Annotated in this window: 1 pseudogene; it reads left to right on the top strand. The window is 68.8% G+C overall.

Annotation, left to right across the window (positions count from 1 at the left end):
- Positions 1-240 (top strand): annotated as a pseudogene (locus ACQG3P_RS22670) (sialate O-acetylesterase); the annotation flags it as partial.

The following is a 240-nucleotide window of genomic DNA, read 5'->3' as shown; positions in this document are numbered from 1 at the left end:
CAGAGGACCCGCATTCCGGGCTGGCACTCGCCATCGACAACGGCGATGCCTACGACATCCATCCGCCGAACAAACAGGAACTGGGCCGGCGCCTGGCCCGCGTGGCGCGCCATGGGGTCCATGGCGAACAGGCGCTGGCAGCCTCCGGCCCGACGGCAAGCAGGGTTTCCCGCACGAGGGTTGAGGTGCGCGTCAGGTGCCACGATGTCACTGGCACGCTGGTCGCAACCGGTGCGAACG

It is taken from the genome of Stenotrophomonas sp. SrG (assembly GCF_050031795.1).
In the GTDB taxonomy this organism is placed as follows: Bacteria; Pseudomonadota; Gammaproteobacteria; order Xanthomonadales; family Xanthomonadaceae; genus Stenotrophomonas; species Stenotrophomonas rhizophila_A.
This window is presented reverse-complemented; position numbering and strand designations above follow the sequence as displayed.